Origin of the sequence: Bradyrhizobium canariense, from assembly GCF_900105125.1 — a bacterium.
GTDB lineage: Bacteria > Pseudomonadota > Alphaproteobacteria > Rhizobiales > Xanthobacteraceae > Bradyrhizobium > Bradyrhizobium canariense_A.
Genome location: NZ_LT629750.1, coordinates 1,703,790 through 1,729,606, shown reverse-complemented (window position 1 = coordinate 1,729,606; position 25,817 = coordinate 1,703,790). Strand labels below are relative to the sequence as shown.

25 protein-coding genes are annotated in these 25,817 nt (G+C 61.0%); 12 read left to right on the top strand and 13 right to left on the bottom strand.

All coding sequences use genetic code 11. From position 1 onward, the window contains the following. Positions 1–94: 94 nt before the first annotated feature. The gene (locus BLV09_RS08495) at positions 95–643 is read left to right on the top strand and encodes a hypothetical protein (protein ID WP_146686961.1); all 549 of its coding nucleotides are present in this window, start codon (positions 95–97) and stop codon (positions 641–643) included. Positions 644–745: 102 nt separating this feature from the next. Here BLV09_RS08495 and BLV09_RS08490 read toward each other — a convergent pair whose 3' ends face one another. The 3 genes from BLV09_RS08490 to BLV09_RS08480 all read right to left on the bottom strand — a co-directional run bounded on the left by BLV09_RS08490 (position 746) and on the right by BLV09_RS08480 (position 3,367). Then, complete coding sequence (locus BLV09_RS08490; RefSeq protein WP_100381480.1) at positions 746–2,623, bottom strand: ABC-F family ATP-binding cassette domain-containing protein; 1,878 nt, start codon at positions 2,621–2,623, stop codon at positions 746–748. Between the two features lie 95 nt (positions 2,624–2,718). Beyond that, a complete protein-coding gene (locus BLV09_RS38740) occupies positions 2,719–3,090 on the bottom strand; it encodes a hypothetical protein (protein WP_433994386.1) in 372 nt (123 codons plus the stop codon). 7 nt (positions 3,091–3,097) lie between these two features. Next, positions 3,098–3,367: a sulfur globule protein precursor gene (locus BLV09_RS08480; RefSeq protein ID WP_146686960.1), complete on the bottom strand. Its 270-nt coding sequence runs from the start codon at positions 3,365–3,367 to the stop codon at positions 3,098–3,100. Positions 3,368–3,668: 301 nt separating this feature from the next. Here BLV09_RS08480 and ndk point away from each other — a divergent pair, with 301 nt between their 5' ends. Both ndk and BLV09_RS08470 read left to right on the top strand, forming a co-directional pair. Continuing rightward, positions 3,669–4,091 (top strand): nucleoside-diphosphate kinase, encoded by a 423-nt coding sequence (gene ndk / locus BLV09_RS08475; RefSeq protein ID WP_100381483.1) that lies wholly within the window; start codon positions 3,669–3,671, stop codon positions 4,089–4,091. Positions 4,092–4,161: 70 nt separating this feature from the next. Continuing rightward, positions 4,162–5,031, top strand: a complete 870-nt coding sequence (locus BLV09_RS08470) for a YjbE family putative metal transport protein (RefSeq protein ID WP_146686959.1) — start codon at positions 4,162–4,164, stop codon at positions 5,029–5,031. A 31-nt stretch (positions 5,032–5,062) separates the two neighbouring features. Here BLV09_RS08470 and ppx read toward each other — a convergent pair whose 3' ends face one another. The 4 genes from ppx to BLV09_RS08450 form a co-directional block, all read right to left on the bottom strand. Next, a complete protein-coding gene (gene ppx / locus BLV09_RS08465; RefSeq protein WP_100381485.1) occupies positions 5,063–6,565 on the bottom strand; it encodes an exopolyphosphatase in 1,503 nt (500 codons plus the stop codon). Positions 6,566–6,577: 12 nt separating this feature from the next. After that, a complete protein-coding gene (locus BLV09_RS08460; RefSeq protein WP_146686958.1) occupies positions 6,578–8,776 on the bottom strand; it encodes an RNA degradosome polyphosphate kinase in 2,199 nt (732 codons plus the stop codon). A 134-nt stretch (positions 8,777–8,910) separates the two neighbouring features. Continuing rightward, entirely contained in the window at positions 8,911–9,588 is a 678-nt protein-coding gene (locus tag BLV09_RS08455; protein ID WP_146686957.1) for a DnaA ATPase domain-containing protein, read from the bottom strand. 157 nt (positions 9,589–9,745) lie between these two features. Beyond that, positions 9,746–10,279 (bottom strand): CDP-alcohol phosphatidyltransferase family protein, encoded by a 534-nt coding sequence (locus BLV09_RS08450; protein ID WP_100381488.1) that lies wholly within the window; start codon positions 10,277–10,279, stop codon positions 9,746–9,748. A gap of 155 nt (positions 10,280–10,434) precedes the next feature. On the opposite strand from BLV09_RS08450, the gene purM reads away from it, so the two are divergent. Together purM and purN are read left to right on the top strand one after the other, a co-directional pair. After that, complete coding sequence (purM, locus tag BLV09_RS08445; RefSeq protein WP_146686956.1) at positions 10,435–11,508, top strand: phosphoribosylformylglycinamidine cyclo-ligase; 1,074 nt, start codon at positions 10,435–10,437, stop codon at positions 11,506–11,508. Between the two features lie 4 nt (positions 11,509–11,512). Continuing rightward, entirely contained in the window at positions 11,513–12,166 is a 654-nt protein-coding gene (gene purN / locus BLV09_RS08440) for a phosphoribosylglycinamide formyltransferase (RefSeq protein WP_146686955.1), read from the top strand. Between the two features lie 150 nt (positions 12,167–12,316). On the opposite strand, the gene BLV09_RS08435 is transcribed toward purN, so the two are convergent. Then, positions 12,317–12,520, bottom strand: coding sequence for a cold-shock protein (locus BLV09_RS08435; RefSeq protein ID WP_146686954.1), 204 nt, complete (start codon positions 12,518–12,520; stop codon positions 12,317–12,319). 469 nt (positions 12,521–12,989) lie between these two features. On the opposite strand from BLV09_RS08435, the gene BLV09_RS08430 reads away from it, so the two are divergent. Further along, the gene (locus BLV09_RS08430) at positions 12,990–14,039 is read left to right on the top strand and encodes an autotransporter outer membrane beta-barrel domain-containing protein (RefSeq protein WP_349536999.1); all 1,050 of its coding nucleotides are present in this window, start codon (positions 12,990–12,992) and stop codon (positions 14,037–14,039) included. A gap of 3 nt (positions 14,040–14,042) precedes the next feature. On the opposite strand, the gene rnd is transcribed toward BLV09_RS08430, so the two are convergent. Next, positions 14,043–15,191 (bottom strand): ribonuclease D, encoded by a 1,149-nt coding sequence (gene rnd, locus BLV09_RS08425; RefSeq protein ID WP_146686952.1) that lies wholly within the window; start codon positions 15,189–15,191, stop codon positions 14,043–14,045. A 245-nt stretch (positions 15,192–15,436) separates the two neighbouring features. Between rnd and BLV09_RS37130 the strand changes: the two genes are divergently transcribed. Further along, on the top strand, positions 15,437–15,667 hold the full coding sequence (locus tag BLV09_RS37130) for a hypothetical protein (protein ID WP_167558553.1): 231 nt from the start codon (positions 15,437–15,439) through the stop codon (positions 15,665–15,667). 93 nt (positions 15,668–15,760) lie between these two features. On the opposite strand, the gene BLV09_RS08420 is transcribed toward BLV09_RS37130, so the two are convergent. Next, complete coding sequence (locus BLV09_RS08420; RefSeq protein ID WP_146686951.1) at positions 15,761–17,239, bottom strand: protein adenylyltransferase SelO; 1,479 nt, start codon at positions 17,237–17,239, stop codon at positions 15,761–15,763. 226 nt (positions 17,240–17,465) lie between these two features. On the opposite strand from BLV09_RS08420, the gene aspS reads away from it, so the two are divergent. From aspS to BLV09_RS08405, 3 genes are all read left to right on the top strand, one after another. Continuing rightward, the gene (aspS, locus tag BLV09_RS08415; RefSeq protein ID WP_146686950.1) at positions 17,466–19,238 is read left to right on the top strand and encodes an aspartate--tRNA ligase; all 1,773 of its coding nucleotides are present in this window, start codon (positions 17,466–17,468) and stop codon (positions 19,236–19,238) included. Between the two features lie 55 nt (positions 19,239–19,293). Next, complete coding sequence (locus tag BLV09_RS08410) at positions 19,294–21,603, top strand: NADP-dependent malic enzyme (RefSeq protein WP_146686949.1); 2,310 nt, start codon at positions 19,294–19,296, stop codon at positions 21,601–21,603. 122 nt (positions 21,604–21,725) lie between these two features. Next, positions 21,726–22,181 carry a DoxX family protein gene (locus BLV09_RS08405; RefSeq protein WP_100386833.1) on the top strand — a complete coding sequence of 152 codons (456 nt, stop codon included), beginning with the start codon at positions 21,726–21,728 and terminating at the stop codon, positions 22,179–22,181. A 157-nt stretch (positions 22,182–22,338) separates the two neighbouring features. Here BLV09_RS08405 and BLV09_RS08400 read toward each other — a convergent pair whose 3' ends face one another. The 3 genes from BLV09_RS08400 to BLV09_RS08390 form a co-directional block, all read right to left on the bottom strand. Continuing rightward, on the bottom strand, positions 22,339–23,118 hold the full coding sequence (locus BLV09_RS08400; RefSeq protein ID WP_146686948.1) for an outer membrane protein: 780 nt from the start codon (positions 23,116–23,118) through the stop codon (positions 22,339–22,341). A 233-nt stretch (positions 23,119–23,351) separates the two neighbouring features. After that, a complete protein-coding gene (locus BLV09_RS08395; protein ID WP_146686947.1) occupies positions 23,352–24,401 on the bottom strand; it encodes an HD-GYP domain-containing protein in 1,050 nt (349 codons plus the stop codon). Positions 24,402–24,459: 58 nt separating this feature from the next. After that, on the bottom strand, positions 24,460–24,759 hold the full coding sequence (locus BLV09_RS08390) for a PilZ domain-containing protein (RefSeq protein ID WP_100381500.1): 300 nt from the start codon (positions 24,757–24,759) through the stop codon (positions 24,460–24,462). A 374-nt stretch (positions 24,760–25,133) separates the two neighbouring features. On the opposite strand from BLV09_RS08390, the gene BLV09_RS08385 reads away from it, so the two are divergent. Together BLV09_RS08385 and BLV09_RS37950 are read left to right on the top strand one after the other, a co-directional pair. Further along, on the top strand, positions 25,134–25,484 hold the full coding sequence (locus BLV09_RS08385) for a hypothetical protein (protein WP_100381501.1): 351 nt from the start codon (positions 25,134–25,136) through the stop codon (positions 25,482–25,484). Between the two features lie 57 nt (positions 25,485–25,541). Continuing rightward, entirely contained in the window at positions 25,542–25,787 is a 246-nt protein-coding gene (locus tag BLV09_RS37950) for a PilZ domain-containing protein (RefSeq protein ID WP_244549007.1), read from the top strand. Positions 25,788–25,817: the final 30 nt, after the last annotated feature.

Here is a 25,817-nt window from a genome sequence, read left to right as displayed (position 1 = left end):
CACGGTGGTGCCGCAAAGTGATGGTGGGACAGCCGTTTAGTGCGGGGTAGGAAGCTAGTTCATCGTGCGAGACAATTCTCATCGAAAGCAGCTGTTGGCTTTGCTTCTGTTTGCGCCCCTCATCACGGGCTGCGCAAGCGGTAGCGTGGGCGATATGTTCTCGTCCGATCTTCTGTCGAAGGATGCGGAATGGTTTTCGCGGACCGGAAGGCTCTCGATCCAGAATGTTTCGATCGAAACGCCACCGCTCACCCCTAATAAGCCGGTCACGGCAGAAGATTTGGTCAGTGCCGACGGACTTTGCCCGGGAATGACGCCGCCGGCCGGGCCTTCGGACGCCAACGCGCTGACGGAAGGCGCAGCCGGCTCACCGCCGCCTCCGGCGGTAACGGGCACCGTCGCGCTTGGGCACACTGAATGCGATGTCGTGCGCGGCATAGGTGCGCCGGGCAGCGTCAATATCTCCAACAATCCACGTGGCGATCGTCTGGCTGTTGTCACCTACACGCAGGGACCGCGCCCCGGAATCTATACGTTCACCGGCGGGCGCCTGACCTCGGTCGAACGTGGCGAAGAGCCCGCGGCTGCGCCAAAGCCGAAGACCGCAAAATCCAAGGTGAAGAAGAAACCGGCGGCGACCTGATCGCTTCGCCGCCAGGGAGTTGGAATAGGTCCGGTTGTGATTGAAAGCCGAGGCTCTGCGTCTTTCGCCTCGAACTGGATTCCCCGATCGAACCAAAATCAGCTAGCCAGCCGCTTCGCCATACTGCGAACTGGCCTCCAGCCATTCTTCCTCGGCGCGCGCCAGGGCGCTAGCGGCGCCGGCGCGCGCCTTGCTGAGCTGGGCCGCCTGTTTCGGATCGCGCGTGAACAAATCCGGTAGCGCCAGTGCGGTATCGATCTTGGCGATGATGTTGCTGATGCGCGCGATCTCGGCCTCGGCCTGTGAAATCCGCTGTTTTAGCGGCGTCCGCTTCTCGGCCTTGCCGCGCTGAGGTTTATCGCCGCCATTGTCGCGTTCGTTGCCGCCGCGATCGCGCGAACTCGTCCGCATGCCGCGTGCCGACAATATCATGCGCCGGTAATCGTCGAGGTCGCCGTCATAGGTTGTGACGGCCTGGTCGGCGACAACCCACAATCGGTCGGCGCAGGCTTCGATCAGATAGCGGTCATGGGAGACCATGATGACTGCGCCGGGAAATTCGTTGATCGCCTCGGCAAGCGCAGCACGGCTGTCGATGTCCAGATGGTTGGTCGGCTCGTCGAGAATGATCATGTTGGGGCCGAAGAATGTCGAGAGCCCCAGCAGTAGCCGCGCCTTTTCGCCGCCCGACAAGCTCCTGACGACGGTGTCGGCAGCCTTGCCGGAGAAACCGATCGCGCCGGCTCGCGCGCGCACCTTGCTTTCGGGGGCATCGGGCATCAGCCTGCGGAGGTGATCGTAGACCGATCCCTCGAGATCGAGTTCGTCGACTTGGTGCTGCGCGAAATATCCAACCGATAGTTTTTCCGCGCGCGTGACGTGTCCGGAGAACGGCGCCAGTTTGCTGGCGAGCAGCTTCACCAGCGTGGACTTGCCGTTGCCGTTGGCGCCAAGCAAGGCGATGCGATCGTCGGTGTCGATGCGCAATGTGACGCGATTGAGCACCGGCTTTTTCGGATCATAGCCGACCGAGACGTTGTCGACCGCGATGATCGGCGGCGACAGCATCTTCTCGGGAACGGGAAATGAAATCTCGCGCACGTCCTGTGTCACCAGCGCGGTAACGGGCTTCATCCGCTCCAGCATCTTGACGCGGGACTGGGCCTGGCGGGCTTTCGAGGCCTTGGCCTTGAAGCGGTCGACGAATGCTTGCAGCCGCTTGCGCTCGTCGGCCTGCCGCTTGGCGTGCTTGGCATCCAGCATTTCGCGCGTCGCGCGCTGTTCCTCGAACGATGAATAGGTGCCCTTGTAGAGCGTCAGCTTGCCGCGATCGAGGTGCAGGATCTGATTGACCGAAGTGTCCAGCAAGTCGCGGTCATGGCTGATGACGATCACCGTGCGCGGGTAATTTGCAAGATGGTCTTCCAGCCATAGCGTGCCTTCGAGGTCGAGATAGTTGGTCGGCTCGTCGAGCAGCAGGAGGTCGGGAGCGGCAAACAGCGTCGCGGCGAGCGCGACGCGCATTCGCCAGCCCCCGGAAAATTCAGAACAGGATCGCGCCTGATCGGCGGTGGAAAATCCGAGACCCGAGAGGATCGCGGCGGCACGGGCAGGGGCGGAATGGGCGTCGATATCCACGAGCCGGGTTTGGATGTCGGCGATCCGCGCCGGATCGTGCGCGGTGTCGGCTTCTTGCAGCAGGGCTTCGCGCTCAAGATCGGCCTTCAGCACGACCTCGATCAGGCTTTCCGGCCCGTCGGGGGCCTCCTGCGCGAGACTGCCGATGCGCCAGCGTGGCGGGACGGTGATGCTGCCGGTTTCGGTCGGCAGCTCGCCGCGTATCGCGCGAAACAGCGTTGATTTGCCGACGCCGTTGCGGCCGACGAACCCGACGCGTGCGCCGGGTGTGATCTGCGCGGAGCCATGATCGATCAGCAGCCGCCCGGCGATCCGGATCGATATCTCTGAAATGGAAAGCATGCGGCCTTGTCACCGGAGCCGCTGCCAAAGGCAACCCGTTTGTGAGCGAAACGTGGGCTTCCGGATCACCTATGCCGGGGACGCAATGGGCTGGTTCAGTGGCGGCTTTCGTTGTCGTGGCGCCGCAACTCGTCCATCAAACGCTCCAGATGGGATGAAAGACCCGAGGTATCGGGACGCAGGCTCTGCTGGAGCCGTTCGCCAATGGCATCTCGAATCGATCGGCAGGTCACCTGATCGATTTGTTCGAAATCGTCGACAGTTCGGCTGTTCATTTGCGAGTTCCGAGCCACTTGGTTGAGTAAGATCGTGCAATACCAAGTCACGGCGCCGAAGATTGTTTCGGCCTGTCCTGCCGGTTGTGCGGTTTCTAGTAAAAATTGAATTAATAACGGGGTGGTCGAGGGTTCCCTGATACGGAAAAGCCCCGGCGCTGCGCCGGGGCTTTTCCGGTCAAAATCAGGCAATCCGAGGTCAGTAGCAGCGGCTGATCAGGCGCCAACGGGGCCCCCAGGGCGTCGGGACCAGCCGCCGCACATAGCAGCCGCCGCCACCATAGCCATAGCCATAGCCGTAATAGGCCGGCCCGCCGACGTAGAAACGCGGGGCACCCCATCCCCAGCCGCCACCATGCCAGCCGCCGTGCCAACCGTGTCCGCCCCAGGCCGATGCCGAGGTTGGCGCCAGCGCAGCTACGCCCAGCGAAGCCGCAGCAAGTGCAACAAGCGAGAATTTGCGTAACATGGGTCGTCTCCTTAAGGTTTTGGCGCGATCGGCGCCGGTGAATTCGCGGACCCGATGTGCTCGCGAGCTGTGAGAGGCATCCGGTCGATCGCAGCCTAGGCTCCGGAAAATGAACCAGACCGGCACGCGTGTTTCAGGATGGGTTCATCTCGGTGAAATTGTTGTAATTTTGGGCACGGATGCGTGGCCCGATCGCCTCTCTTGACGCGATCCGCGGCATTTCGCCGGATCGCTTGCCGTCCTCCGGTGGCGTCGATATAAGCGCGCGCAACCTCCCACCACCGTTTCCAAGGACGAAATCATGGCGATTGAACGCACCTTCTCGATCATTAAGCCCGACGCGACCGCGCGCAATCTGACCGGGGCGATCAACGCGCTGATCGAAAAGGCCGGACTGAGGATCGTGGCCCAAAAGCGCATTCGCATGACCCGCGACCAGGCCGAAACCTTCTACGCCGTTCACAAGGCGCGGCCGTTCTTCGGCGAACTGGTGGATTTCATGATCTCCGGACCGGTGGTCGTTCAGGTTCTCGAAGGCGAGGGCGCGGTGCTCAAACACCGTGATGTGATGGGCGCAACCGATCCTTCCAAGGCCGCCGACGGCACGATCCGCAAGCTGCATGCGAAGTCGATCGGCGAGAATTCGGTGCATGGTTCGGATGCGCCCGAAACGGCCGCGGTCGAAATCGCCCAATTCTTCTCAGGCAACGAGATCGTCGGTTAATTGACGCGGACGTTGGCGGGCAATTGGGCGACGATAGCCGCGAGCGCCGCAAGGCCAACAGGGGCGGGCTGTGAGCTGGCTATCGCAGGTCTTTGATCCCGCCAGTGTCAGCGCGTTTCTGACGCAACTTCAGGCCGACCTGCAAACGCCGGTGTTCTGGCTTGCGGTCGGCAAGATCATCTGGATCAACGTGCTGCTGTCCGGCGACAATGCGCTGGTCATCGCGATGGCATGCCGCGGTCTTGCGCCGCCGCAGCGCCTGTGGGGCATGGTGATCGGCGCCGGCATCGCCGTGATCCTGCTGATCGCATTCACCGGCATCGTCGCGACGCTGATGGTGCTGCCTTATCTGAAGCTGGTCGGCGGCCTTGCGCTGCTGCTGATCGCGGCAAAGCTTCTGGTGCCCGAAGACGAGAGCGATGACGTCACCGCCGGCACCAGTCTGTGGCACGCCATCCGGATTGTCGTGATCGCCGACATCATCATGAGTCTGGACAACGTCATCGCGGTCGCCGCTGCCGCGAACGGACAGCTATCGCTATTGGTCCTTGGACTGGCGATCAGCATTCCCATGATCATTGCCGGCGCGGCGCTGATCATGATGGTGCTTGACCGGTTTCCAATTCTGATCTGGCTCGGCGCGACACTGCTCGGCTGGATCGCAGGCGATGTGATCGCGAGCGATCCGGCAGATCATCCCTTCTTGCAGCGTCTGCTCGACGGCCGGATTGAACTCAGTTTCGATGCGACCTCGACCTTGTTGCACTGGTCGCCGCATTTCAGTCTGGACGGAGATCTGCTCGAATATCTCTGTTCGGCGCTGGGCGCGATCGCCGTATTGGTCGTAGGCTCGATCTGGCGGCGACGAAAGTTGCGCCAGATCGAACGCGTTGTGTTGCCGGCAGCGGGCGAGGCAGCTCAGCCGATCGAGCGTTCTTAATCGATGATTCCAGTATTCTCGGGCGAGCGATCTAGCGTCGCACGATCGATCCGGAACGGCCGATCAGCCGCGCCAGCTGTTTGAAGCGGCTGCCGACGCGATCCGCAACGAGATCGACCATCCGGTGTTCAAACACCAGCATCAGCTTGCGGCCGTCGCTGCGAAAGTGGGTTGCCGGCAATACTCCCGGCCGCGCCGCTGATACCAGATGGGCAACCCGAAAGGCCGCACCGAGAACGCGCGCACGTTCGACCATGGCTGGCGGGACCAGTCCCCGAATGAGGGTCGGCGGTTCGTTTTCTTCGCTCAGACCGGCATAACGGTAGAATACCGATAACGCGACGAATGCCCTGCCTTGATGGCTGATCGCGCCGAAGTTTCCGTTGATGATGAGATTGAGCGTTTCCTCGCCACGGTGGTCGGGGTGCACGCGCCATCCAATGTCCGACAGCAGGCAGGCCGCATGACGCAGGCGGCGATCCTCGTCGGTTTCCCGCAGCTTAGTGACCCGGACCAGGCGGTCTGTCCAGGCGATCAATTCCTGCGCATGGCGTGCGGATCGCGAAAGCAGTTCGTTGAGGTCTTGCGCGGCGGAGATCAATCCATCCTTGGCGCGCTCGGCCTGCGGCAGCATCTCGTAGAGCAGCCCTTCGCGTACCCCGAACGTGGAAAACACGATGGTCTTCGGCTTGGCGACGCGAATGACGTATTCGAGAACGAGCGCCGCATAGGTCAGCAGAGGTCGCCGCGCGTCGGCGACGGCTTCGATATTGGCCAGCATGTTGGTCGATGCCAGGCGGCGCAGGCGTTGGGCAAAATCGAGTGCGTCCGCCGCCGGTATGGAATATCCGTGCATGACCCGGAGCGGATAGCCGCTTTGGATGATGTGGATGCGCGCCAGCGCACGCCAGGTCCCGCCGACCGCGTAAAAAGTGCGGCCTCGACCGGCCTTGAGGTGAGCGACCCCGGAAAGATCGGTCTTCACGATGCGTTCGGCGCGCTTCAGCGATTTATGCGACGAATCCTGCAGCGCCAGGCTGCCAAGCGGCAGCGTGACACCGCTGTGGACGCGATTGCCGCGCACATCGATCAGTTCGAGTGATCCGCCGCCGAGATCGCCGACAATGCCGTCAGGATTGTGAATGCCCGAAACAACGCCGAGCGCCGATAGTTTTGCCTCGCGCGGTCCCGACAGGATTTTGATCGGGACACCGCAGATGCGTTCGGCCTTGGCGATGAAGTCAGGCCCGTTGGTCGCGTCGCGGCAGGCAGCGGTGGCAATCGCGTGAACGCGACCGACCTTCTGCACTTTGCACAACGCGCGAAAACGCCGTAGCGACGTCAGGGCTTTCGCAACCGCATCCGGTGCGAGCAGGCCGGTGCTCTGAACTTCCCGGCCAAGCCCGCACAGCGCCTTCTCGTTGAAGACCGTCACGAGGCTTCGGGCCATCGCGGCGTATACGACGAGACGCACCGAGTTCGAGCCGATGTCGATGACCGCGACGCTGGTTGGGCGCTTTCGCGGCCGCTTCACCCTCGATGCTCCTCAGGAAGATTGCTGACGCTCGTTGCGGCGCGTGAGGCGGCGCGGCGAAGATTCCTTAAGCGACTTTCCACGGCCGGACAAACTCGGATTCGTCATGAAGTAATTGTGCAAATTGAAAGGCTCTTCGCCTTTCGCGGCCTTCATACGCGTTGACGATCCATCCGGCAACAATTGCCAGCTCTGTTCGGTATCCTTCAGGTTAGCGACCATGATCTGTTCAAGAACCTGCTGATGCACCGTAGGATTTTGCAGCGGGCAGAGAACTTCGACACGCCGGTCGAGGTTCCGCGGCATCATGTCGGCGGACGAGATATACACAGCCGCTTTCGTGCTGGGCAGGCCCTGTCCCATGCCGAAGCAGTAGATTCGGCCATGCTCGAGAAAACGTCCGATCACCGATTTGACGCGAATGTTCTCCGAAAGTCCGGGAAGTCCGGGGCGCAGACAGCAAATGCCGCGAACCACCAGTTCGATCTGCACGCCGGCTTGCGAGGCTTCATACAGCGCGTCGATAATATCAGGATCGACCAGCGAGTTCATCTTCATCCAGATCGTCGCCGGCTTGCCGTGACGGGCGTAACTGGACTCGCCGTGAATATGCTCGAGGATGCGCTTGCGTAAGGTGAGTGGCGATACCGCCATCTTTTCGATGTCGCTAGGCTCCGCATAGCCGGTGATGTAGTTGAATACCCGCGCCGCGTCGCGTCCGATGGTCGGATCGGACGTGAAGTATGACAGATCGGTATAGATGCGCGCCGTCACCGGATGATAATTGCCGGTACCGGTGTGGACATAGGTCGTGAGGCTGCCGCCCTCGCGGCGTACGACCATCGAGAGCTTGGCGTGAGTCTTCAACTCGATGAAGCCGTAAACGACCTGCACGCCGGCGCGTTCGAGGTCGCGCGCCCAGCGGATATTGGCTTCTTCGTCGAAACGCGCCTTGAGCTCGATCAATGCCGTGACCGATTTTCCCGCCTCCGCCGCCTCCGCCAGCGCGCGCACGATCGGTGAATTGTTCGAGGTGCGATAGAGCGTCTGTTTGATGGCGACGACATCGGGATCGCGCGCTGCCTGCTGCAGGAACTGCACGACGACGTCGAACGATTCATAGGGATGATGAACGATCAGGTCCTTTTGCCGGATCGCCGCGAAGATATCGCCGCCATGATCGCGCACGCGCTCGGGATGGCGTGGCACATAGGGCGTAAATTCGAGATCGGGGCGATCGAGCCGCGTCAGTTGCGACAGCTCGTTCATGGCCAGCACGCCATCGACCAGGAACACTTCGTCGTCCGAGGTGGAAAGCGCGTGCTGCACGAACGTGCGCAGTTCTTCCGGCATCTTGGCTTCGATTTCGAGCCGGATCACCGATCCCCGCCGCCGCCGCTTCAAGGCGGTTTCGAACAGGCGAACCAGATCTTCCGCCTCTTCCTCGATTTCAAGTTCGGAGTCGCGGATGATGCGGAACGCGCCCTGACCCTTGACGGTGTAGCCAGGGAACAGCCGGCCGATGAACAGGCCGGTGGCCTGCTCCAGCGTGATCAGGCGCACCGCGCCGTCCTTGCTTGCCGGCATCCTGATAAACCGGTCGATCTTGCCGGGCATGCGGATCAGCGCATTCATCGGCTTGCCGTCGGAGACCCGCGCCAGATGCAGCGCGACGGTAAAGCCGAGGCTTGGAATAAACGGGAAGGGATGCGCCGGGTCGATCGCAAGCGGCGTCAGCAGCGGGAAGATGTTGTGGAGGAAATGATCCTCGATCCAGGCCCGTTCCGTCTTGGTGACGTCGCGACCGTCGATCAGAACGATGCCGACCCCGGTCAGCACATTGCGCAGATCGCTCCAGATCGCCTGCTGGTCGGAGGCGAGTTGCGAGACCGTCTGGTTGATGAGGACCAGTTGCTCCGAAGGCGTCATTCCATCCGGACTGCGTTCGGTGATGCCTTCCCGCACCTGCGCCTTGATGCCGGCGACGCGGACCATGAAGAACTCATCAAGGTTATTGGCGGAAATCGACAAAAACCGGACGCGCTCGAGCGCGGGATGACCCGGATTAACCGACTCCTCGAGAACCCGACGGTTGAAATGCAGCCAGGAGAGTTCGCGATTGATAAAGCGCTCCGGGCTATCGGCCATCAATGGAACAGCTTCGATAGTCTCGTCTTTTTCTTTAATTACAATGGCTTGCGTGGATTCCATCAGAGTTTAATCCATCTCGAATCGGCTGCAGCATGGTCCCGGAAAATGCGGACAAACCATGTGTTACGCCGATGACGTTTCAATGACATTGATGTTCCTGCCGCGAACGCCGTCAAGGCGCGAACGGGGCGGAATCAGGCATTGCGGAACAATTCGGCCGCCAGCGCCCGGGTCACTGGCCGACCCAGCCGCAGCGCTTCGCTGTCGAGGAGTTCGACCGCCTGCCGCGCGGCGGCGTAAGACCGCTCGATCCGGTTCGTGAGAAAGCTCACCACGGTCTCATCGACGCTCAGTTGGCGATCGGCGCAGAACTTGACGATCAGGGCACGAAACAGCTGGTCGTCGGGCGGTAACAACGACACCGTCGGGATCGCACGAAGACGCGACCGCAGATCGCGCAGCTCGACCTGAAGCACGGACGGTTGCTCGCGCGCGGTGATCAGAATGAACGCCTGGTCCTCGCGCGCCAGATTGAGCAAATGGAATAGCGCGCGCTCATCAAAAGCCGACGACTTCAAGTCTTCGACCACCAATGCCCCGGTCGCCAGGGCTCCCGGGACGTCCGCTGCAGTCAGCGTGTGGGCTGATGTTGAGCGGGCGCCTGCTTCCTCGGCCCAGATGGCGGCGAGATGGCTCTTGCCGGATCCCTCGGGCCCTACCAGCAGCATGACGCGGTTCGGCCAGTCCGGCCATCTGTCGACCAGCGCAAGCCCTGCGGCGTTCGCCGGCCCTTCCAGGAAATCGTCACGGCCGAGGCTTTCAGCGTGCGGTAGCGCAAATGCAAGCTGACGGGGTTGAACGCGGCCTACCACACAGTACTCCATGCCGGATCGGCCGGCGCAGTTGGCGGTTAGAAGTCCAGGACATGATCCCGAAAAGTCGGAACTGATTTTCGGGACAGGTCATGCCCAAACAAAAAGATTACGCGACGAGTCTGTTGCAGCGAAGCTGAATCGGACCCTAGCTGGCCTAGATGGTGCTCATGTGCCGTGCCCACTCCACGAGATAGAAGGATACGGAAACCAGTGTAAAAACCGTTACAAAAGCCATCAGGATCAGATCGTACGGCGTCGCGTTGAAGCCGAAGCCGACGGACGCCAGAACCAAGGCGGCAAATGCCACCTGCGCGACCGTGTTGAGTTTCGATACCATCAACGGCTTCATCGGAATCGGCTTGCCGAACAACCATGACACAATCACGGCGCCGACGATCATGATGTCGCGCGAGACCACCAGGATGACGATCCAGCGCGGTATCGCACCCCAAATTCCAAGCGCCACATAGATCGAAACCAGCAGCGCCTTGTCCGCCAGTGGATCGAGCAGGGCGCCCAATTCACTGGCCATGTTGAAGCGTTTGGCGAGGAAGCCATCGACCGCATCGCTAATGCCCGCGACGAGGAAGATCGCAAAGGCGATCTCGAGCTGGTTTGACGCAATCGCCCAGACGATGAACGGCACCAGCAGGATGCGGCCCAGGGTTATAATGTTTGGAATGCTCACTGCCGCTTCCCGGCTACCGGCCTGATTTCGCGAAAGATCCGGCCCTTTGCAGGATGAGCCGGTTCCCGTCTACATAGTACACGCAGGTGCGGCTTGCGAGCCATTGCACACCGGCGGATTCCGACGTAACCAGCCGCTATTATCTGGAATCGGGCATGATCGACCGCAAAAACGGGCTTACTTACGCGGATTCGGGCGTCGACATCGACGCCGGCAATCGTCTGGTCGATCTGATCAAGCCGATGGTGCGTGCCACGGCGCGCGCCGGCGCGGACGCCGAAATCGGCGGCTTCGGCGGATTGTTCGATCTCAAGGCGGCGGGCTTCCAGGATCCGGTTCTGGTCGCGGCCACCGATGGCGTCGGCACCAAGGTCAAGATCGCGATCGAGACCGGGCTGCACGGCGGCATCGGGATCGATCTGGTGGCGATGTCGGTTAACGACCTCGTCGTGCAGGGGGCCGAGCCGCTGTTCTTTCTGGATTATTTCGCCTGTGGCAAGCTCGATCCGGAGGCTACCGCCGCCATCGTCGCGGGGATTGCCGAGGGCTGCCGTGAGTCCGGCTGCGCCCTGATCGGGGGCGAAACCGCCGAAATGCCCGGCCTCTACAAGGATGGTGACTACGACCTCGCAGGTTTTGCGGTGGGCGCGGCTGAACGGGGCACGCTGCTGCCGCGTCCGGATATTGCCGTCGGCGATGCGGTCATTGGCTTTGCCTCGTCGGGCGTTCACTCCAATGGATTTTCGCTGGTGCGCAAGATCGTCGAACGATCCGGCCTCGGCTTTGAGGCGCAGGCGCCGTTCTCGCCTGTCATGACGCTGGGCGGCGCGCTGCTGACGCCGACGCGGCTGTACGTCAAGTCATGCCTGCGCGCAATCCGGGAGACCGGTGCGGTCAAGGGTCTCGCCCATATCACCGGCGGCGGCTTCACCGACAATATCCCGCGTGTGTTGCCGAAACATCTCGGCGTCGGGATCGACCTTGCACGTCTGCCAGTGCTGCCGGTCTTCAAATGGCTGGCAGAGCAGGGCGGCATCGCCGAGCTCGAGCTGCTGCGCACCTTCAACTGCGGCATCGGCATGATTGCGATCGTGAAACCCGACGCCATCGAGCAGGTCACCGACGTTTTCACGGAAGGCGGCGAGACCGTTGCGCTCCTGGGCGAGGTGATCAAAGCCGAAGGCGAACAGCGCGTGGTCTATAACGGCCATCTCGATCTAGCGCAGTGAAGCGATGAAACGCCGTGTCGCAATTCTGATTTCGGGACGCGGATCGAACATGGCTGCGCTGATCCAGGCGGCCAAGGCCAAGGATTTCCCGGCCGAGATCGTCGTCGTGATTTCGAACCGCGCTGACGCCGGCGGACTCGCCCTCGCAGCCCAAAACGGCGTTCCCACTGCCACCATAGAAAGCAAGCCGTTCGGCAAGGATCGCGCGGCATTCGAGACAGTGTTGCAGACGGCGCTCGACCAGCACCGGGTCGAGCTGATTTGTCTGGGCGGTTTCATGCGGCTGTTCACTGCCGGATTCGTGCAGCGCTGGTACGGTCGCATGCTCAACATTCATCCATCGCTGCTGCCGTCATTCCCCGGCCTTGAGCCCCAGGCCCAGGCATTACGCTCCGGCGTCAAGATCTCCGGCGCCACCGTGCATTTCGTCATTCCGGAAACCGACGCCGGACCGATCGTGATGCAGGGCGCGGTCACGGTGCAGGACGACGACACGCCGGAGACGCTGGCGGCGCGGATCCTCGAGATCGAACACCGCATCTATCCGGATGCGCTGCGGCTGCTCGCCAGCGGTCACGTCATGCTCGACGGCGAGGTCTGCAAGATCGCGGGGAACGCCGGTTCGCGCGATACCCTGATTTCACCTGTCGCGAATTAGGTTTGCATCGGCCGCGTTGCCGTGGGCGGCATCATCAAGGCGCGTGATCGCAAGATGCTCGCATAACGAGCTGCCGAGTGAGCCGCTAAAATAAAAATCCCCCGGCGAAGGCCGGGGGCATCATGATTGCTTGCGCGGATCGTGACGGAGTTATGAGACCTTCAGGTTCTCTGCGGAGCTCTTGCCGTGATTTTCCACAAGGTCATATTCCACGACTTGGTTTTCGTTGAGGGTGGAAAGCCCAGCGCGCTCGACCGCCGAGATATGGACGAAGACGTCCTTATCGCCGACTGACGGCTTGATGAACCCATAACCCTTCGTCGGGTTGAACCACTTGACGGTGCCCTTCTGCATCGCCTGCCTCCTGGTCTAGACGTAAAAAAGACGCGGCCACGTTTTTCACGTGCCACGCCACAAACGGGCATTCCGATGTCTGCTGAAGTTCGTAGTCACGAAACGCACAGTCGAACAGCCTGAATCCGATTGTACCCAGAATTCCAACACGAAATTTGCGGGTTAGCAAGCCTTTGCTCCGGCTCGGCAATTCAAGCCGGCGCTGGGATGCCTGCGGCGAGCTGTGGCGGCCGGACAACAATGCCGGTTAAACGCCCTGCGCCGGGGGGCATCAGCGATTGACGCTCCGGGACAACTGAGGGCAAATCGGTATTGTTGATCGAGATTTGACATTTTTTATCGAGCTGGCGCTCTTTTTTTGGAAATAGCATTCATGCGCTGCTCCCGTTGGCGCTTACAGGCATTGCGGATCGGAGCCTGTCGAAGGCTCGTAAGCATCATTGCCGTCGCTTTCGCGCTCGCCTTGGCTGTGGCATCGACGCCCGCTCAAGCCCAGCGCGCAGGCCCGCCACTGCCGCCGCCGCCCACTCCCACGGCGAGTCCGATCCCTTCGCAAACCAGCATCAACGCCGACCAGTCGGCTGGTGCGGCGATCGCGAACCTCGGCAGCAATTTCCTTGAACGCCTTGGAAATCAGGCGACAAACGGCTTCGGCAGAACGCTGCGAAACAATCCAGGCGGCGGCGGCGCCTCCGGGGCGACAGACGCGCCGCTGTTCCGGACCTGGGCCGAAGCCTATGGAATCTCAACCACGACCGGCGCGCAGGGCGATTTCGTTGGCGACCACCGTCAAACCTATGGCGGCGTGGCCGGGGTGGGCGCGACTGTCATGCCCGGCGTCAATGTCGGTTTTTCGGTCGACCAAAGCCGCACCGCGATCGACGTTCCGCTGGCGCTGCAGTCGGCTTCGCTTGATCTCACCCAGCTCGGCTTCAACGCTTCGGTCGACAAGGGACCGTGGACCTGGGCGGTTGCGCTGGTCCACGGTTTTGGAAAGATCGATTCTAGTCGCGACACCGGCGATGGCTTCGCCAGCGCCGGCTATACCGGCCAGATAGACGGAGCTCTCACCGAGCTTAGCTATTACTGGACCCTGGATCAGAGCCGAATCGTGCCGAAAGCTGCCTTTGAATATGTGCGCGCCGCGACCGGATCGTTTCAGGAAACCGGCGGCCTCGATCCGGTGATGGCGAGCGCCGCAACGGTGGAGCGTTCACGGATATTGGTGGGGGCGGAGATCGGGCGGTACTGGATTATCAATCAAAAGATCCTGGATCTCTCCGCCTATGGCAAATTCGTCGACAATGTTTCGCAGAATTTCAGCTCGATCGTCGTCAGCCTCGGCCCGGAAAGCATCACCTTGCAGGGCATCGGCGAGAGCCAATATGGCGCCGACGCCGGCGCAGCCGCGTCACTGAGCCTGACCGATAATTGGCGCGTCTACGCCAACTATGACGGCAAGTCCCGCGCCGCGATGCAGTCGCATCAGGGCACGCTCGGCGTGGAGTATAAGTGGTAGTGATTACTTTCGATCGACCCTGACAACCCGGCCTTTTTCGATCGCAAGCGCCAGCTGGCCGTGCTTCAGCGATAGCGCGGCTTCGCCGAACAGCTCGCGACGCCAGCCGCGCAGGGCGCCGACGTCGGCGTCGTCGTCAGCGGCAATCTGTTCCAGGTCGTCCACGGTCGCGATGACCTTGCTGGCAACGGCGTGGCGCTCGGACGTCATCCGCAACAGCACCTTCAACAGCTCGACGGTCGCCGCGCCATTGGAATTGCCGCGCGGCTTTTCGATCTTCGGCAGTGTCGCGGGATCGCGCGCGAGGCCACGCTGCACGGCGGCCACGATATCCGTGCCCCATTTCGATCGGTCAAAGCCTTTCGGCAGCGAACGCAAATTCGCCAGCCGCTCGAGGCTGGTCGGCGCGTGGGTGGCGATGTCGCCGACCGCATCGTCCTTCAGGACGCGGCTGCGCGGAACATCGCGGCTCTGTGCCTCCTGTTCGCGCCAGGCCGCGACTTCCATCAGCACCGCAAGCTCCTTTGGCTTGCGTACCCGTGTCTTCAGCCGCTCCCACGCGCGTTCGGGGTGAAAATCGTAGGTCTTTGGCGAGGTCAGGACCTCCATTTCCTCGCTCACCCAATCGCTGCGGCCGCGCTTCTTGAGATCGGCGTCGAGTGCAGCGAACACGTCACGCAAATGGGTGACGTCGGAGACCGCATAATGCATCTGTTCTTCGGTCAGCGGCCGCCGCGACCAGTCGGTGAAACGATGGGTCTTGTCGGGCCGGTGGCCGGTGATGCGCTCGACCAGCTGGTCGTAGGCAATGGAGTCTCCGTAGCCGAGCACCATGGCCGCGACCTGGGTATCGAAGATCGGGTGCGGGACGATTCCGGCCTGATGCCAGACGATCTCGATATCCTGACGGGCGGCGTGGAAAACTTTCAGCACATTCTCGTCGGCCATCAGATCGAAGAACGGCTTGAGGTCGATGCCCTCGGCCAGCGTGTCGACCACGACCGCTTCTTCCACGCTCGCCATCTGCACGACGCAGAGCAGCGGGTAATAGGTCGTCTCCCGCAGGAATTCCGTATCGACGGTGATGACCCAGTGCTTGGCGAGACGTCCGCAAGCAGCGGCGAGTTCCGAAGTCGTCGTAATCAGATCCATGAACAGTCCATGCCGCTCCCAGCGCCGCCGACTGGAACTTCCTGCGCCGCCCCGCGGCTGGCTCGGTCAGGAATTTCGAATCGAAAGCGGCATTGGAAAACAAATATATTTGCCAGTGTCCTCGTTTCCGAAGTGCGCGCCAGCGGGCGCCGGGACGTTTCCACGAACTTCGGAAACGAGGACACTGATGACGGCGTTCTGCCGAAAGCGCTGATATGTCAAGGGTCCAACGTTGAATTCGAGCCTTGCATTTCCGCCTGACAGCGAACTTTCGCGGCAGGCGTCGGCAAGGCGCCGGGGTGGACACCTCAATCTGGACAAAGGCTCCGCTGAAAATCGAGCCCGGTCAGGAGTCGCTCAAGCGCCTCGCGGATGGCCGCCGGGATGGAACGGCAAGCACGATGATGCAAAGCCCGATCATCGCCAACCCCATGAATTCAAACACCAAGATGTCCACGGCAATTCCCCCTAAATAAACCGATAGATTTGTAGGGAAGGAATTGACCGGTTGTTAATTTCCGGCCGGGGCGGCGAACCGCCCCCCGGAATGCTGGACAGAAGGTTAACGATTACGTCCCGCAGAACGTCTGGAGCACGCGCTGGTCCGGTTGCGGCGGTTCGGCATAATCCGCGAACGGCGGCTGGTCTTCGTATGGCTTCGACAGCACCTTTAGAAGCGCCTCGAACGGCGCGAAGTCGTCACGGTTCATCGCCGCCTCAATCACGGCTTCCACCCGATGATTCCGTGGAATGAACGCCGGGTTGACCGCGCGCATCGCGATCCGCCGTTCGCTGGCGGTTTGCGGTTCGCCGCTGGTCCGTTGCCGCCAGCGCGCGGCCCAGTCGTCATAGGCCGTGGGATCGGCGAAGAGCTGCCGAACGGCGGTATCGTTTGCCGGATCGAACGCAGCCTCGCCCAGGCGCCGGAAGGTCAGGGTGAAGTCAGCCTGGTTCTTGGCCATCGCGTCCAGCAGGTCTTGGACCAGAGCTTCGTCGCCATCGAGCATCGTGAACAAGCCGATCTTCTTCCGCAGCCCGGCCTGATAGGCCGTGGTGAATTTCTCCGGGAATTCGCCAAGCAGGCTCTGCGCTTCAGCGATCGCCTTTTCCTGCTTGTTGGAAAACAGCGGCAACAGGCATTCGGCAAGGCGCGTCAGGTTCCAGAGCGCAATCCGCGGCTGGTTGGCGTAGGCGTAGCGGCCTTGCTCGTCGATCGAGCTGAACACTGTCGCTGGGTCGTAGTGATCCATGAAGGCACACGGACCGTAATCGATGGTCTCGCCTGATATCGAAGTGTTGTCGGTGTTCATGACGCCGTGGATGAACCCGACCAGCAGCCAGCGCGCGACCAGCTCGGCCTGTCGCGCGATCACGCCTTCCAGCAACGCGTGATAGGGGCGGTCGGTTTGAGCGGCCTGCGGGTAGTGGCGGGCGATGACGTGATCCGCCAGCTGCTTTACGCCGTCGGTATCGCCCCGGGCCGCGAAAAACTGGAATGTGCCGACGCGGATGTGGCTCGACGCAACGCGGGTGAGGACGGCGCCGGGCAGCACGGTCTCGCGCATCACGCTCTCGCCGGTGATGACAGCGGCCAGTGACCGCGTGGTCGGAATGCCGAGCGCGGCCATCGCTTCACTCACGACATATTCGCGCAGCACCGGACCGAGCGCCGCGCGGCCATCGCCCCGGCGCGAAAACGGTGTCGGACCCGACCCTTTGAGCTGAATGTCGCGGCGGACGCCATCGGCGTCGATAACCTCGCCGAGCAGGATGGCGCGGCCGTCGCCGAGCTGCGGCACGAAATGACCGAACTGATGGCCGGCATAGGCCATCGCGATCGGATCGGCCCCCTCGGGCAGGCGCTTCCCGGCGAGGATTTCCGCTCCCTCTGGACTGTCCAGCACATCAGGATCGAGGCCGAGATGAACCGCCAGCGGCCGGTTCAATTTGATCAGCCGCGGAGAGATGACAGGCGTGGGCGCAACGCGCGCGAAGAAGTTCGCCGGCAGCGTCGCATAGGTGTTCTGGAAGGGGAAATGGACCGTCATGCACATAAAGATAGGCACGCCCGCGAATTAGACAATCGGTTTTGACTCCAAGGCCGCAATCCGCAGCGTTGTTTTTCCGTCACTTTTCGGGTTTCACGGCCCCCGCCAAAACCCAAATCGCGTACCCATTCGGTTGCCGCGACCGGCAGGCTCGGGTAAACCCTGACGCTCTCGGCCGGGCATTTGCCCTCCGATTCCAGTCTCCGACATCTGTTTTAGGTATTCCATGCATCGTTACCGGTCCCATACCTGCGGCGCGCTTCGCGACAGCCATATCGACCAGACGGTTCGCTTGTCGGGCTGGTGCCATCGCATCCGCGACCATGGCGGCGTGCTGTTTATCGATCTGCGCGACCATTACGGCCTGACGCAGTGCGTGGCCGATCCGGATTCGCCGGCGTTCAAGGACGCCGAAAAACTGCGCTCGGAATGGGTGGTGCGGATCGACGGCAAGGTGCGCCGCCGCCCCGAGGGCACCGACAATCCGGAATTGCCGACCGGCGCGGTCGAGCTTTATGTCAGCGAAATCGAGGTGCTGGGGCCCGCCGGCGAGCTGCCACTGCCGGTGTTTGGTGAGCAGGAATACCCTGAAGACATAAGGCTTAAGTACCGTTTCCTCGACCTCCGGCGCGAGAAGCTGCACCAGAACATCATGACCCGTGGCGCAATCGTCGATTCCATGCGCAAGCGGATGAAGGAGCAGGGCTTTTTCGAATTCCAGACGCCAATTCTGACCGCGTCGTCGCCGGAAGGCGCGCGCGACTTCCTGGTACCGTCACGAATCCATCCGGGTAAATTCTATGCGCTGCCGCAGGCGCCCCAGCAGTACAAGCAATTGCTGATGATGTCCGGCTTCGACCGCTATTTTCAGATCGCGCCATGTTTCCGCGACGAAGACCCGCGCGCCGACCGGTTGCCGGGCGAGTTCTATCAGCTCGATGTCGAGATGAGCTTTGTCACGCAAGACGATGTGTTCGCGGCGATGGAGCCGGTGATCACCGGCGTGTTCGAGGATTTCGCCAAGGGCAAGCCCGTCACCAAGGGCTGGCCGCGGATTCCGTTCGCGGAGGCCTTGCGCAAATACGGCAGCGACAAGCCGGACCTGCGCAATCCCATCGTGATGCAGGAGGTCTCCGAGCATTTCCGTGGCTCCGGCTTCAAGGTGTTCGCGCGGATGCTGGAAGACCCGAAGAACCAGGTTTGGGCGATCCCCGGCACCGGCGGCGGCTCGCGTGCGTTCTGCGACCGGATGAACTCATGGGCGCAAGGCGAAGGGCAGCCGGGGCTCGGCTACATCATGTGGCGCGAGGGCGGCGAGGGGGCAGGTCCGCTTGCCAACAATATCGGTGCCGAACGGACAGCCGCGATTCGTAATGCCCTCGGCTTGAAGGAGGGCGACGCCGCCTTCTTCGTCGCCGGCGACCCTGACAAATTCTGGAAGTTTTCCGGCCTGGCGAGAACAAAACTCGGCGAGGAGCTGAACCTGATCGACAAGGATCGGTTCGAGCTCGCCTGGATCGTCGACTTTCCGATGTACGAGTACAACGAGGAAGACAAGAAGGTCGACTTCTCGCACAACCCGTTCTCGATGCCGCAAGGCGGTCTGGATGCGCTCAACGGACAGGACCCGCTGACCATCAAGGCCTTCCAATACGACATCACCTGCAACGGCTATGAGATTGCCTCCGGCGGTATCCGCAACCATCGGCCCGAGGCGATGGTGAAGGCATTCGAGATCGCAGGCTATGGCGAGCAGGATGTCATCGAGCGCTTCGGCGGCATGTATCGCGCATTCCAGTATGGCGCACCGCCGCATGGCGGCATGGCAGCAGGTGTTGACCGCATCGTCATGCTCCTCTGCGGCACGACGAATTTGCGCGAGATATCGCTGTTTCCGATGAACCAGCGCGCTGAAGATTTGTTGATGGGCGCACCTTCCGATGTCACGCCGAAGCAGTTGCGTGAGCTTCACATCCGGCTCAATCTGCCGCAAACCTAACGACCAGCCACCGAAACCTGAATTCGGGGCGCAGGAAGCCCGCGGGGAAAATTTTATGTCATCAAGTTCTGAAGATCTCCGTTCCGCGGCGCTCGCTTACCATCGGCTGCCGCGGCCGGGTAAGCTTGAGATTCAGGCGATCAAGCCGCTCGCCAATCAGCGCGATCTGGCGCTGGCCTATACGCCCGGCGTCGCGGCCGCCTGCACCGAAATCGCCAATAATCCGGCGGAAGCCGCATCGCTGACCGCCCGCGCCAATCTGGTGGCGGTGGTCTCCAACGGCACCGCGGTGCTCGGTCTGGGCAATATAGGTCCGCTGGCCTCGAAGCCGGTGATGGAGGGCAAGGCGGTCCTGTTCAAGAAGTTCGCCGGGATCGACGTGTTCGACATCGAAATCGCCGCCGACACCATCGATCGCGTGGTCGAGACCGTGGCGGCGCTGGAGCCGACCTTCGGCGGCATCAATCTCGAGGACATCAAGGGTCCGGAGTGCTTCGAGATCGAGGCGCAGCTCAAAGAGCGCATGAAGATCCCGGTATTCCATGACGACCAGCATGGCACCGCGATCATCGTTGCGGCCGCGATCACCAACGCGTTGATGCTGAACGGCAAGAAGCTTGCCGACGTCAAGATCGTGACGTCAGGAGCGGGGGCTGCGGCGATCGCCTGCCTCAACCTCTTGGTTTCGATGGGGGCGCAGCGCAAGAACATCTGGGTCTGCGATATCGACGGCGTCGTGCACGAAGGCCGCAACACGCTGATGGACCGCTGGAAGGCGGTCTACGCGCAGAAGACCGACAAGCGCGTACTGGCCGAGGTGATCGGCGGCGCCGACATTTTTCTTGGCCTGTCGGCGCCCAACGTGCTGACGCCTGACATGGTCAAACAGATGGCTGACAAGCCGCTGGTGATGGCGCTGGCCAATCCGAATCCGGAAATCATGCCGGATGAAGCGCGCAAAGCGCGGCCCGATGCGATGATCTGCACCGGACGTTCGGACTTTCCCAATCAGGTCAACAACGTCCTGTGCTTTCCGTTTATCTTTCGCGGCGCGCTCGATGTCGGCGCTACCGCGATCAACGAGGAAATGAAGCGTGCCGCGGTCGAGGCGATTGCGCTGCTGGCGCGCGATCCGCCGTCGGATGCGATTGCTCCCGGCTTCGACAGCGGAGAGACGCAGGGATTTGGTCCGGGTTCGCTGATTCCGAGCCCGTTCGATCCGCGGCTGATCCTGCGCATCGCGCCCGCCGTTGCGAAGGCGGCGATGGACTCGGGTGTCGCATCGCGCCCGATTGCAAATTTCGAGGACTACATGGCCCAGCTGGAGCGTTTCGCGTTCCGCTCCGGGCTTGTCATGAAGCCAGTGTTCGCCAAGGCGAAGACCCAGCCGGTTCGCGTGATTTATGCCGAAGGCGAGGACGAGCGCGTGCTGCACGCGACGCAAGTCGTGCTGGAGGAGAAGCTGGCGCGGCCTATCCTGGTCGGGCGCCCGTCGGTGGTCGAAGCGCGAATCAAGCGATATGGCCTCGCCATCGAGGCCGGCAAGGATTTCGACCTCATCAATCCCGAGGACGATCCGCGTTATCGATCCTACGTTCAATCCTACATCGACGCCGCCGGACGGCATGGCGTGACGCCTGACGCCGCGCGTACGGTGGTGCGCACCAACGCCACCGTGATTGCGGCGCTGGCGGTGGTCCGCGGCGAGGCTGACGCCATGATCTGCGGCGTTGAAGGCCGCTACATGAGCCATCTGCGCCACGTGCGCGAGATCATCGGTTTCCTGCCGGGTGTAAGCGACTTTGCGGCACTCGCGCTGATGATCACCAGCAAGGGGGCCTATTTCATCGCTGACACGCAGGTGCGGCCCAACCCGAACGCCGAAGAGCTGGCGGAAATGGCGGCGCTGGCGGCGATCCATGTCCAGCGCTTCAATATCAAGCCAAAGATCGCCTTCGTGTCACACTCCGACTTTGGCAGCTATGATACGGAATCCTCGCGGAAGATGCGGCGCGCCACCGCGCTGTTGAAGCAGAACCATCCGGAGATCGAGGCCGATGGTGAAATGCAGGGCGATACCGCGCTTTCGGAAGCGGCGCGGGCGCTGATCTTGCCGCATTCGAAACTGGAAGGCGTTGCCAATATCCTGATCATGCCGAATCTCGACACCGCCAATGTCGCCTATCAGATGATCAAGTCGCTTGCCGATGCCCTTCCGGTGGGGCCGATCCTAATCGGTCCGGCGCGCCCGGCCCACATCCTTACCCCGTCGGTGACCGCGCGTGGCGTTCTCAACATGACCGCGGTTGCCGCAGTCGAAGCGCAGGAGCGCGCCGGCCGCCAGCAACCCGGGCTGTTCGGCTAGACGGCGAATATTTGAAAGGCGCTGCGGCTGCCGATTTGACCGTTTGAAAAGGGGAGACGGAGCGCTCATAATCGCTCCGCCGTATAGCGACATAGCATTTGCAGCACCCAATGAGGTCGACCATGCCAGCGTTCGTTACTTTCGGGAGAGTATTGTTCGCCGTGCTGTTCCTCTATTCGGGAGCGACCAAGCTGTTCGGCATTCAGGCCACGGCCGACTTCATCGCTGCCAAGGTTACGATTCCCGACTTGCTTGTCCCCTATACCACGCAGCTCGAAACGATCGTGGGGATGAAGATGCCGCAAATATTGGCGATTGCCGTCGGCGCCTTCGAGATCATCAGCGGGTTGATGATCGCACTCAATGTCGGGGCACGGTTCTTTGCCATCCTTTTGATTTTCTTTGTGGCTGCGGCCACCTTCTATTTCCACGATTTCTGGAATCAGGCGCCGCCCGAAAATGCCAAGGCGCTGATGGACGCGCTGAAAAATCTGTCGATCATCGGCGCGCTGTTTATCATCGCAGGATATGGCCGGTCGCCGCGAACGGCAGGCGAGCCTGTCTACAGCGACGTTTAACGCGCATTTCCTGGACCCGGCATGCCCCCGCCTGGCCAAGGCGTAAAATCATAAGCGCGTAGCCAGATTTCGGATCGTTATAGCGAACGCACCGGCTTGCAGGTCGCAAAAAAGCCCCGGACCATCATCCGGGGCTTCTCTTTTGCTGGAGCTCAGATCAGTACTTTGCGATGACGGGACCACCGAAGCGGTAGTTCAGCCGGACCGTTCCCATGTCCACGTCCTGACGAATATTGTCGCTGCGCGTGACAGCAATGGCCGATGTCGGGAACGTAACATTGGGATTGCCCATGAACAGATGGTCGTATTCAACGGCAACGGACCAGTTCGGCGCAAAGCTGAACTCAATTCCCGTTCCCACCGTGCCACCCCAGCGGGTGTCGCTCGCCGTATTGAACGGGACACCGGCTGCGGCAAAGACGTTGCCTACGGGGAAGGAGCTGCTGTAGCTGTTGTCGGTGACCGCAGCGCCGCCCTTCACATACCAGAGAATATTGTTCCAGGCGTAGCCGACCTGACCGGTGAAGAGACCGATGGCGTCGATCTTGGTCTGGTTGTTGTAGGGAATCCGCGCGGTCAAGCTCGCATTCGATCCCGTCAGGTCAGCCCAATCACCCTGGGCTTCGACGCCGAACACCCAATTGGCGGCCTGCCAACGATAACCGACCTGGCCGCCGACCAGGCCGCCCGTCGCGTTGTGACAGCCCTCCGAGGTCGGGAAAACCGCACTGCCGGCCTCGCTGGTGAGGGTCAAGCATTCGTGGCTCGATGCGCCGCCGCCGTTGAGACCAATATAAAAGCCGCTCCAGTCATAGACGGCCGCGACTATGGTGGGCGCTTTGGTATAGGTCCGCGCCGGAAGGTCGGCGGCAGATGCCGCACCCGCAAATCCAGTAATCGAAAGTAATCCAGCCCCGATGATCGCAAAACGTTGCATCCCGAATCCCCAGCATGATGAAGAAGCCCAAACAGCTTCTGTCACGAAATTCCGGTGTGCGACAGATTGACTCAGCTGCAGGTTGATCTTTCCTGGCGAGCTGTTGCACTGAAGCTGCAATCTCGAAGGGGATCGATCCACATCGCGTCATTTTGCGGCGCTGCGGAATTTAGTCGCTATCAGGCGTAGCGGACATCGATCAGGCAATAAGCAGGTTTGATCTATCGCACTGCCTAACGGGTCAGCGCGACCTCTTTGAATGCGGCTACGAGCGGCATTTCAAGCTTTCCCTGCATGCTCCGTATGATCTCGTACGCCTGTTCGCGGGGCATGGTTGGCTTGTAGTGCCGATGCTCGATTAACGCTGCGAAGATGTCGGAAATGGTCAAGACCCGCACGATGTCGGATATGCTTTCAGCGCAAAGCGCATCGGGATATCCGCTGCCGTCGAGATACTCATGATGATGCCGGACCGCATCGAGAATTTCCGGCGAGATGTGGGCATTTCCCTTCAGCGCGTCGTATCCCGCAGCCGGATGCGTTTCGATCAACGCGCGTTCCTCGGCATCAAGGCGTCCGGGCTTGTCCAGAACGGCGAGCGGAATTTTGGCCTTGCCGATGTCATGAAACATCGCGGCTGAATGCAGACGTTCGATATCAGCTTTTCCCAGACCGAGGCTCAATCCGAAATCAACAGCTATTCCTGTGACCAGAAGGCAATGCTGATAGGTGCCCTCATGGTGGTGACGAACCGTCGCAAGCCATTCTGAAAGCCCATCCTCCGCGATGCTGTCTGCAATCTTGCTCGCGGCGTCTTTCGCGCCCTTAACATCGATGGGGCTGCCGATGGATACAGCCGAGAACATCGACGCGATGCTGGCCGCGCCGGCCTGCGCTGCTGCCTGTCCGCCGGACAGGATTTCGCCTGGCGCGATCTCTGCGGGAGCACGGTCGAACAGCTTCGCCAGCAGTTGATCCTTGCTGACGGGATTCGTCAGCACGTGCGTTGCCCCCAGCGCATACGCCTGAACGATAGACAGCCGGTTTTTTTGATCGATAAGGAATACGCGCTTGCGTATCCGGTTCAGATTTCCAGATAATCTTTTCAGGGCGGAAATGTTTTCCACGAGGCGCGGATCCGCCGTAACAACAACAGCGTCGATCTCCTTGCTCAGGGTACCGGTGTTGCCAAGCAATTCCGATGTTACGGTGGATTGCTGCTCCAACATCGCGCGCACGGCAGACAATTCGGCACGGTTGTCACTGACGACGTGAATGCGCATCAAAAAGCAGGTCCAAATTGATCGTGGCGTCCTGTTGGCGTTGGAAGATAACCCGCTGTCATTTTGACGGCTTCTTCTTGTTCGACTTGCTCGGCGCCAGAAATTCGATGCCGATTTGCTCGCCCATTACCCGGATCAATCTGCACCGGCGATACGCAAGACCGGTCGACGACAGCAGAAGGAAAAATTCCTTCAGGTCCAGTCCTTCGATAGAGTCTTCGACGTGCAACCGCGCGCCGGTCTGTGAGACGTCGAACATCAGGCAATTGCGGCGCCATGTTCCGTCAATTCCCATGATGAAAACTTCTACGCCGCGCTCGAAATTGACGCGGCCACTCTTTCTCAGTCCGAAGGTCACTTGTTTATCCTTCGCTTTTTAAATCAATGAAGCTGTCGGGCCTTAGGCGCTCCTCCGCAGGCGCCTCTTTGAGCTAGCAAAACCAAAACGATCGATGCGCGTTACGAAATCGGTCTCGGACGTCGTTTGCCTTCAAACCGATACGAAAGCTTCGACAGGCGTTGTTCGACGGGGCGCTTTCGAGGGCGCAGCAAAATCGCGGCGTCTCCTCGGTGCGGTAACTCCGTCAATTCAGTACAAACAAAATTGGTGTCCCTCGCGGGCACGTATTGGTCCACCGAAACACCGGTGTCATAGGTATTAAACTAGATATAAATCGAAACTATTCGGTAAACGACGCCGTAAGGCGAAGTATTAAAAAATCATTAAAGCGGGTGCCGGATTACCTGCGCTCAAGAAAATTTGCCGTGAAGACGCTCCGCGGCCAGCCTGGAAAAGAATTCTTAACTGTCCTTGCGCTGCAATCGGTTTGGGAATTTCTGCTGACAGGTGCGATTCGCATGGATCTGCTTGTTTCGCGAATTTATCCGTTTATCGACTCTGAATCGCTCGTCGAATATCGAGCGTGCGATACGTTATTTCGGACGGCAGATGGAGGGTTTCTACTGCACCTTTCATCGCTCAATACAGCGAGTGATGTCGATCGGCTGGTTTGGATCGATTGTCGCGCCGCTCTTGTCTGGATCAATGAAGGGCCCGACGAGTTCGGGAAGGAATGGGAATAGTGCGGGGGCCGACTTGCGACAGGGCGCCTCGATCTTGAACTGGCAGGAAGTCCGATCATGTATCCGCGACGATTTGCACGCGTTCGACCTTCGGGCAGGGTTTCCAATGCCGCCAAAATTATTGTTGACGCGAAATCGCCTGCTATCGACTGCACGGTTGTCGACTATTCCGCAGGGGGCGCCTGCTTGCAGGTGACTGGCGTGACGTCGTTGCCGCCGCGGTTCGAACTACTTCACGGTCTCACGAGAAAGCGTTGCCGGGTCGTCTGGAGAGACCGACTAAGAGTTGGGGTAGCGTTCTGACCTGACCCTCACAACTCTTCAGCCCCCATC

Bases quoted from the DNA above. Each gene is read 5' to 3' on its own strand.
- BLV09_RS08490 (WP_100381480.1), bottom strand. From the start codon at position 2,623: ATGCTTTCCATTTCAGAGATATCGATCCGGATCGCCGGGCGGCTGCTG.
- BLV09_RS08480 (WP_146686960.1), bottom strand. From the start codon at position 3,367: ATGTTACGCAAATTCTCGCTTGTTGCACTTGCTGCGGCTTCGCTGGGC.
- ndk (WP_100381483.1), top strand. From the start codon at position 3,669: ATGGCGATTGAACGCACCTTCTCGATCATTAAGCCCGACGCGACCGCG.
- BLV09_RS08460 (WP_146686958.1), bottom strand. From the start codon at position 8,776: ATGGAATCCACGCAAGCCATTGTAATTAAAGAAAAAGACGAGACTATC.
- purM (WP_146686956.1), top strand. From the start codon at position 10,435: ATGATCGACCGCAAAAACGGGCTTACTTACGCGGATTCGGGCGTCGAC.
- purN (WP_146686955.1), top strand. From the start codon at position 11,513: ATGAAACGCCGTGTCGCAATTCTGATTTCGGGACGCGGATCGAACATG.
- BLV09_RS08435 (WP_146686954.1), bottom strand. From the start codon at position 12,520: ATGCAGAAGGGCACCGTCAAGTGGTTCAACCCGACGAAGGGTTATGGG.
- rnd (WP_146686952.1), bottom strand. From the start codon at position 15,191: ATGGATCTGATTACGACGACTTCGGAACTCGCCGCTGCTTGCGGACGT.
- BLV09_RS08420 (WP_146686951.1), bottom strand. From the start codon at position 17,239: ATGACGGTCCATTTCCCCTTCCAGAACACCTATGCGACGCTGCCGGCG.
- aspS (WP_146686950.1), top strand. From the start codon at position 17,466: ATGCATCGTTACCGGTCCCATACCTGCGGCGCGCTTCGCGACAGCCAT.
- BLV09_RS08410 (WP_146686949.1), top strand. From the start codon at position 19,294: ATGTCATCAAGTTCTGAAGATCTCCGTTCCGCGGCGCTCGCTTACCAT.
- BLV09_RS08405 (WP_100386833.1), top strand. From the start codon at position 21,726: ATGCCAGCGTTCGTTACTTTCGGGAGAGTATTGTTCGCCGTGCTGTTC.
- BLV09_RS08400 (WP_146686948.1), bottom strand. From the start codon at position 23,118: ATGCAACGTTTTGCGATCATCGGGGCTGGATTACTTTCGATTACTGGA.
- BLV09_RS08395 (WP_146686947.1), bottom strand. From the start codon at position 24,401: ATGCGCATTCACGTCGTCAGTGACAACCGTGCCGAATTGTCTGCCGTG.
- BLV09_RS37950 (WP_244549007.1), top strand. From the start codon at position 25,542: ATGTATCCGCGACGATTTGCACGCGTTCGACCTTCGGGCAGGGTTTCC.